Annotated in this window: 8 protein-coding genes; 2 read left to right on the top strand and 6 right to left on the bottom strand. The window is 73.3% G+C overall.

Going from position 1 to position 6,458, the window contains the following annotated elements; translation table 11 throughout:
* Nucleotides 1-26: 26 nt before the first annotated feature.
* Nucleotides 27-245 carry a hypothetical protein gene (locus ACFV4F_RS31915; protein WP_380507697.1) on the bottom strand — a complete coding sequence of 73 codons (219 nt, stop codon included), beginning with the start codon at nucleotides 243-245 and terminating at the stop codon, nucleotides 27-29.
* Between the two features lie 103 nt (nucleotides 246-348).
* Here ACFV4F_RS31915 and ACFV4F_RS31910 point away from each other — a divergent pair, with 103 nt between their 5' ends.
* A complete protein-coding gene (locus ACFV4F_RS31910) occupies nucleotides 349-894 on the top strand; it encodes a Uma2 family endonuclease (RefSeq protein ID WP_380507695.1) in 546 nt (181 codons plus the stop codon).
* 93 nt (nucleotides 895-987) lie between these two features.
* Here ACFV4F_RS31910 and ACFV4F_RS31905 read toward each other — a convergent pair whose 3' ends face one another.
* The 5 genes from ACFV4F_RS31905 to ACFV4F_RS31885 all read right to left on the bottom strand — a co-directional run bounded on the left by ACFV4F_RS31905 (nucleotide 988) and on the right by ACFV4F_RS31885 (nucleotide 5,743).
* Entirely contained in the window at nucleotides 988-1,254 is a 267-nt protein-coding gene (locus tag ACFV4F_RS31905; RefSeq protein WP_380507692.1) for a hypothetical protein, read from the bottom strand.
* A 124-nt stretch (nucleotides 1,255-1,378) separates the two neighbouring features.
* The gene (locus tag ACFV4F_RS31900) at nucleotides 1,379-3,076 is read right to left on the bottom strand and encodes an ABC transporter ATP-binding protein (RefSeq protein WP_380507689.1); all 1,698 of its coding nucleotides are present in this window, start codon (nucleotides 3,074-3,076) and stop codon (nucleotides 1,379-1,381) included.
* Between the two features lie 39 nt (nucleotides 3,077-3,115).
* A complete protein-coding gene (locus ACFV4F_RS31895; protein ID WP_380507686.1) occupies nucleotides 3,116-3,376 on the bottom strand; it encodes a lasso peptide biosynthesis PqqD family chaperone in 261 nt (86 codons plus the stop codon).
* 31 nt (nucleotides 3,377-3,407) lie between these two features.
* Entirely contained in the window at nucleotides 3,408-3,887 is a 480-nt protein-coding gene (locus ACFV4F_RS31890; RefSeq protein WP_380507683.1) for a lasso peptide biosynthesis B2 protein, read from the bottom strand.
* Nucleotides 3,884-5,743, bottom strand: coding sequence for an asparagine synthase-related protein (locus ACFV4F_RS31885; protein WP_380507681.1), 1,860 nt, complete (start codon nucleotides 5,741-5,743; stop codon nucleotides 3,884-3,886). Before ACFV4F_RS31885 ends, ACFV4F_RS31890 begins: the two co-directional genes overlap by 4 nt.
* 411 nt (nucleotides 5,744-6,154) lie before the next feature.
* Here ACFV4F_RS31885 and ACFV4F_RS31880 point away from each other — a divergent pair, with 411 nt between their 5' ends.
* The gene (locus ACFV4F_RS31880; RefSeq protein WP_380507678.1) at nucleotides 6,155-6,292 is read left to right on the top strand and encodes a hypothetical protein; all 138 of its coding nucleotides are present in this window, start codon (nucleotides 6,155-6,157) and stop codon (nucleotides 6,290-6,292) included.
* Nucleotides 6,293-6,458: the final 166 nt, after the last annotated feature.

The following is a 6,458-nucleotide window of genomic DNA, read 5'->3' as shown; positions in this document are numbered from 1 at the left end:
CGACGTCCGCCTCCAGGACGTGCCGCTCAACAACCGCCGCCCGGGCCGAACGCCCACACGGCCCCGCCGGCGGCCAGCACCCCGGCCCCGACCAGCAGCCCGCGCCGGCTCATCCGCGGCCCGTCGCCGCCCCCGCCGACGACGTCCCCGAGCGCCCCGCCCGCGTCGCCGCCGTCCTCCCCGTCCCACTGCCACGCCGCCCCCGGAACCTCGCGCTCGGACGACGACGACCGCATCCTGGCCACCCATTCCCCCTGGGGCAGCCATCGCGCTGCCGATCACCGGGAGGATATCGAACAGCCCTCGAACCGTCCGGTTCCGAGGGGCCGGAAGCCTAGGCTGTGGCGCATGAGGGAAGCGGGCCCGCGGGTCACCAGCGAGCAGTACGACTCCTGGTGCGCGGCCAAGTGCGCGGGCATCGAGATCGTCGACGGCACGGTCCTCGTTCGCCCCGTCGCTTCCAAGCGGCACAACCGCCTGGCCCGGCTGCTGGCGAACGCGCTGGACGCGGCCGGGGGGAGCGAGTGGAACGCCGACACGGACTTCGACGTCCGCCTCCAGGACGTGCCGCTCAACAACCGCCGCCCGGACGTCGTGGTCTACCGCGCGGAGACGATCGACGAGTCGCCGACCAGACCGGCGGACGTGCTGCTGCTCGCCGAGGTCGTGTCGCCGGGCTCGGAGACCACCGACCGGGTGGTCAAGCTGGACCAGTACGCCACGGCCGGCATCCCGTTCTACTGGCGGATCGAGCAGGCCGTGGGCGTCGTCCCGATCGTCCACACGTACGTCCTCGACCCGGCGAGCCGGTGCTACCGGGCGGGTGAGGTCTTCACCGGCCTGGTCAAGGCGACGGCGCCGTACCCGGTGGAGCTCGACCTGTCCTCGCTGTGACGCCCGGTGGCCGTCCCGGCAGAACCGGAGGCGTGGAACGTGTGCTTGGAACTGGCGACGGTGTTGGCCGGAGGCGCCACGGTTTGCCTGGCCTCAGCGGTTTCGGGGGCGCTGGGCGATGACGGGGCCGATGCCGCCCAGGGCCGGGATCGCTCCGGCCGCCGTCCAGAAGTAGAGGTCTGCCGTGCTGCCGGCGTCGGACGTGTGCTCCACGACGAGGGGGAGCAGGAGGAACGCCAGCCCGACGGTGATGGCTGCCAGCCGGATCGGCTTCGGGCGGCTGATGGTGCTGATGTACACGAATGGGAGCACGGCGCCGATCGCGGTGGCGATGCCGGCAGCTACCGGTAGAAGCGGCATGGGGAATCTCCGTCCCGAGTGATTCGCTCTCGAACCTCCGGCCTCGGGGACCGACACTATGCGGCGGGGGCCTGTCGGCCAACGGAGTTGAGGAAACCCTGAGCATCACGGGCCGCACTGGGGGTCAGAGGCCGCAGAGGCGTTGGAAGCCGGGGTGGGTGCGGAGGAGGTCGGGGTAGGGGCCGGTGGCGGTGGTGGTGCCGTTGGAGAGCATGACGACGGTGTCGGCCGACTCGATCGTGGACATGCGGTGGGCGATGACGAGGAGGGCGCACTCCTTGCGGAGGTCGTGCAGGTTGACGGTCAGGGCGGCCTCGTTGGCGGGGTCGAGGTGGGCGGTGGGCTCGTCCAGCAGGAGGAGGGCGGGGCGGGCCAGGACGGCTCGGGCGATGGCGATGCGCTGGCGTTCGCCGCTGGAGAGGCGGGCGCCGTGTTCGCCGGCTTCGGTGTCGAGCCCGGCGGGCAGGGCGCGCACCTTGGCGGCGAGGTTGACGAGGTCGAGGACCTCCCACAGCCTGTCGTCGGTGGCGTCCGGGGCGGCGTAGCGGAGGTTGTCGCGCAGGGTGCCGTGCAGGACCGGGCAGTCCTGTTCGACCCAGCCGATCCGTGAGCGCCACTCGTGGAGGCCGAGTTCGTCCGCCGGGTGGCCGTCGAGGCGGATGCCGCCGCTCCACGGGTCGTAGAAGCGGTTGATCAGCGCGAAGGTGGTGGACTTGCCGGCTCCGGACGGGCCGACCAGGGCGACGAGCGCGTTCCGGGGGACGGTGAGGGAGAGCCCCTGGAGGACGGGTGCGTCGGGGTCGTAGCCGAAGCGCAGGTCGCTGATCTCCAACGATGGCGCGGTGGTCGGCTGTTGGGACACCGAGCGCGAGCCGGTGGCGTCCTCGGTGGGGAGCTCGTAGACCTCCTGGACGCGTTCGGCGGAGCCCCTGGCGCGGTGCACCGAGGCCACGCCCTCCATCAGTTCCGTGACGGGCCCGGTGAGCTGGGTCGCGTACAGCAGCATGGCCACGAGGGCGCCGAGCGAGAGGGCCCCTTGGTCGACGCGGGCCGCACCGAGCAGCAGGACCAGGACGAAGGCGGCGTTGATGGCCAGTTGGGCGGTGGGGGCGATGACGGCCGTGAGCCGGGCGCCGCGCACCGCCGCGTGGTAGGCCTCGTGGGCGAGGGTGCCGAGGCGGTCGATCTCCCGTCGTTCGGCGCGGTTGGCCCGGACGGTCCGCAGGGCGGATAGGGCCCGCTCCAGCCCGGCCGAGATCGCGCCGACGGCGGTCTGCACCTGCGTCGAGGAGCGGCCGATCTCCGCCGACAGCCGGTTGATCACCAGGCCGCACGCGAGCAGCACGCCGAGGATGAGCAGCATCAGGACCGGGTCCAGCACGAACATCGCCGCGACGCTGCCCAGCGCGACGCACAGGTTGGTGGCGATCTGCACGGAGACGTGCGTCAGCGCCTCGCGCAGGACGACCACGTCGGTCGAGGCGCGCGCCATGAGGTCGCCGACGCGCAGGCGGTCGAAGGCCGCCATGCGGACCCGCAGCAGGTGCGAGACCAGTCCGGTCCGCATGCCGAGGACGAACCGCTCGCCGGTGCGTTCCAGGAGGAAGGTCGCGACGGCGCCGATGAGTGCCTGGGCGAGCAGCAGCACGACGAGGACGGTCACGGGCAGCAGGAGCGGCCGGTGCGCGGTGAGCGCGTCGACCACGCCCTTGGCCGCCAGGGGCTGCCCGACGCCCACGGCGGCGGCGGTCAGGGTGAGGAGCAGGGCGGCGCCGAGGGCGCGGCGCTGGCCCCGGGTCAGGGTCCACAGCTGGCGAAGCATCGTGTGTGCGGCTCCATTCGAGGTGGCGGCCCGAGGGGGTCAGGCGGCCTCCACCAGCCCGGAGGAGCGGAGCCATTCGGTCATCGCGGTGAGGTCCTGCCGCGCCGCGGCCGGTGCGATGCCGAAGTGGGCCACGAACTCGTCGGCGACCTGGTCCACGGTGTGGCCGTTCAGCAGGCGTTGCAGGGCGTACGCGCCGGTCTGGTTGAGCTGCCAGTAGTGCCCGGTGCGCTCGTTCAGCAGCACGGCGCCGTCGTGCGTGTCGGTGGACACGGTGTGGGTGGTCAGGCGGAGCGTCATGGGTCCCTCCGGACGGGGGTGCGCGGGGTGGTCATGCAGTGCGTGCGGGCTGCGAGGGCTGCGAGGGCGGCGAAGGCTGGGAGGGCTGCGACCGCTGTTTGGGGGCGACGGTGACCAGCGGCCGGAAGTAGCCGTCGGGGTAGGGCTCGTCGATGACCCGGCCCTCCGCCTCGACCCAGGCGTGGGCGGCGAACGGCGTGGTGCGCACGCCGGCCTGCCAGGTGGGCCAGGCGCCGCCGAACCGGCAGAGCACGGCCGTGGCGATCGACCGTTGCAGGCAGTTGTGGACGGCGCAGCGCAGGCTGACGGCGACGACCGCGGCGCGGGCCGCGGACGCCTGGGCGGCGGTGCCGGGACGGGCGCCGGTGCTCAGCGCCGTGAGGACCGGGCGCAGGTACCGGGGCTGCAGTCCGGCCAGCGGGCGGGCGACGGCGACGGCGGCGAGCGGGAGCAGCCGCCGGTGCAGGGGCAGCCGGGTGCGGGGCTGGAGTGCGCAGGGCGGACTGGTCACGGGGTTTCCTCACGTTCGGTGGCACGGAGGCCGGCGAGGGCCGGCTTGACGGCGGGGCGGGACTCGATCTCCCGCAGCCACAGTTCGGCGCCGATCGTCGCCTCCAGTTGGGCGGACCAGACGTCGGCGGTGCGCGGCGGCGTGACGAGCGTGGTGCGCAGCCGGTCGACGTCGACCAGGCCGCGGCGCGCCAGGTGCGAGTCCGCGAACAGGTCGAGCAGGTCGGGGACGTGGTCCTGCAGGGCGCGGTCGACGGGCTCCTCGCAGTCGCCCTTGGTCGTCCGGTCGAGGATCAGGTCGGGCACGAGCCCCTGCATCGCGGTGGCCAGCACCGGCTTGAACCGCCAGGGGCTGTAGCGCTCGTGGGGGATGATCGACAGCACGGCCTCGACCACCCGGTCGTCCAGGTAGGGCAGTTCCAGCGCGAGCCCTTCGGCGGCGTATTCGCGGTGGATCAGCCGGAGCACGGGACCGGCGCTGCGCAGGGCGGTGAGGGCTTCGTGCTGGCCCCGGTCCTGCGCGAGCGGGGAGGCCTGGTCCGCCAAGCGGCGGAAGACGGCCTGGGTGGCCCGCACCGCGTCGCCGGTCGCCCACGGGGTGGCCGGGATCCGCTCGCCCCAGCCGAGGGACGGGGTCCGGGGGAGCGGCGAGGTGCGGGCGAGGTCGTCGGCGCTCTGCCGCCACCACCCGCCGAGGTCTCCGCCGCGCACCAGCCCGGCGAGGCTGGGCAGCAACGGCCAGCGGTTCAGGGCCTGGTGGGCGCGCAGCTGACGCCAGGCCGTCACCGGGTGCCGGCGGGCGAGCGTGTGCAGGTAGGCGGCGCCTCCGGTGAACAGCTCGTCCGCGCCGTGGCCGGCCAGGTGCCGGGTGGCGCCGTGGTCGACCAGGTGCCGGATGCCGTAGCGGATCGCGTTCATCCCCCGGCTGGTGGCCCGCGGGGCCTCCGTGTCGGTCGCCCAGTAGGGAGGGGAGAACACGGGCGGGGCGTCGGTGTCCGGGACGGTCAGGTGCTCGGCGCGCGTGAGCAGCTCTGCGGCCCGGCCGGCGTACAGGGGGTCGTCGTTGATCGCGCTGCCGCCGGTCCAGCAGAAGGTGAGGAGTTCGGGCGCGTGCTCGGCGGCGAGGAAGCACAGGGAGGTGGAGTCCATGCCGCCCGACAGGTCGGCGGAGAGCCTGCCCCGGCCGGGCAGCCGCAGGGCCACGGCTTCGCGCAGCTTGTCGCGCACCACGGTGGCGCCCCGGGCGAGCGGGAGGTCCGGCTCCGGCGGCTGCCACCAGCGCACCGGCTGGGCCGGGCCCTCGCCGGGGATGACGAGGCAGCAGTCCGGGGCCACCTGCTCCACGCCGCGCCACCAACTGCGCTCGCTCAGCGGGGAGAAGAGCATGCCGTACGTCACGGTCGTCGCGAGCAGGTCCTCGTCCGGTTCCGCGCCGGTGAGTTCGGCCAGCACGTCGGCCCGGTCGCAGGCGACCGGCACGCCGTCGAGGCCGGCGGTGAACACGCTGCGGGTCCCGGTGACGGTGCCCTGGAACCGCACGCGCCCGTGGACGGAGGCCACCACGTGGGTGTTGCCGGGCAGGGCGCGGGCCAGCGCGTCGAGGTCCGGCAGGTCGCGCACGGACGGGAGCAGCGCCTGGAGCCGGTCGGGTGTGACCGGGCTCGGCCCGAACACGGCCACGCTGACGGGGCCCGCGGTCGCCACCACCAGGTCCTCCGGGGCCCAGGAGCCGGCGAGCCACGGCCGGCCGGAGGCGTGGGCCACCAGTCGAGGTGCTTCGCCGCCGATCTGACGGTACGCCCGGGCACCGCCCGGGGAATCCGGAAAGACCACGAGGTGGTCGTTGAGCGACTGCACCTGCCTCACCCCCAGGTATCGCGGCGGAAACACGCCCCGCCGGTGCTTCGCCTGAGAACGGTGCACCAGTCGGAATTGCCGCACAACCGGGCCGAGTCGGCCTCCCCTTCGTTTGCGCCATTTCCATGACAACGATCCTGGGGTGGTTCCGGCATGATGATGTGAAGAAAAGGGGAGTATCACGCTTCACTCGGGCCCCTCCGGTCATATCGACTGTCTGTCATGCACAGGACTCAAGCCGAGTGGATCGGCCGGGATTTTGTTTACAGTTCACCTTTTCGAACCCGGGATCGATTCGTGGTCGACTCGCAATGGCCGGAGACGGATCATCCGTGTGGACACCATGGCGCGGCGGCGGCCCAATGGAGCGAGGCCGTTCCAGGCCTCGTTCTCGACGCATTGGAGAGCACCGTGACCAAGAACCAGCAGCTGCCCCGGCGTTACACCCCGCCCATGGCCGCCAAGGTCGGCGACTTCGGCAAGGACACGGACGGCACCATCTACACCAAGAAGGACGCGACGACGCTCGGCTTCAAGAAGCCGCGTTGATGCCGCTCCTGACCGACTGATCGACTGATCGGCACTCGGCCGGCCCCGTCGGCCACCGGCGCCGGGGGGGGGGGGCCCGGGGGGGCGGGCGGGGGGGGGGGGCGGGGGTGTGGGGGGGGGGGGGTGGGTGTAAACGTGGGGGGGGGGGGCGGCGCGGGGGCCGGGG

Origin of the sequence: Kitasatospora sp. NPDC059722 (assembly GCF_042733235.1) — a bacterium.
Taxonomy (GTDB): domain Bacteria; phylum Actinomycetota; class Actinomycetes; order Streptomycetales; family Streptomycetaceae; genus Kitasatospora.
This window is presented reverse-complemented; position numbering and strand designations above follow the sequence as displayed.

Bases quoted from the DNA above. Each gene is read 5' to 3' on its own strand.
- ACFV4F_RS31910 (WP_380507695.1), top strand. From the start codon at position 349: ATGAGGGAAGCGGGCCCGCGGGTCACCAGCGAGCAGTACGACTCCTGG.
- ACFV4F_RS31905 (WP_380507692.1), bottom strand. From the start codon at position 1,254: ATGCCGCTTCTACCGGTAGCTGCCGGCATCGCCACCGCGATCGGCGCC.
- ACFV4F_RS31900 (WP_380507689.1), bottom strand. From the start codon at position 3,076: ATGCTTCGCCAGCTGTGGACCCTGACCCGGGGCCAGCGCCGCGCCCTC.
- ACFV4F_RS31895 (WP_380507686.1), bottom strand. From the start codon at position 3,376: ATGACGCTCCGCCTGACCACCCACACCGTGTCCACCGACACGCACGAC.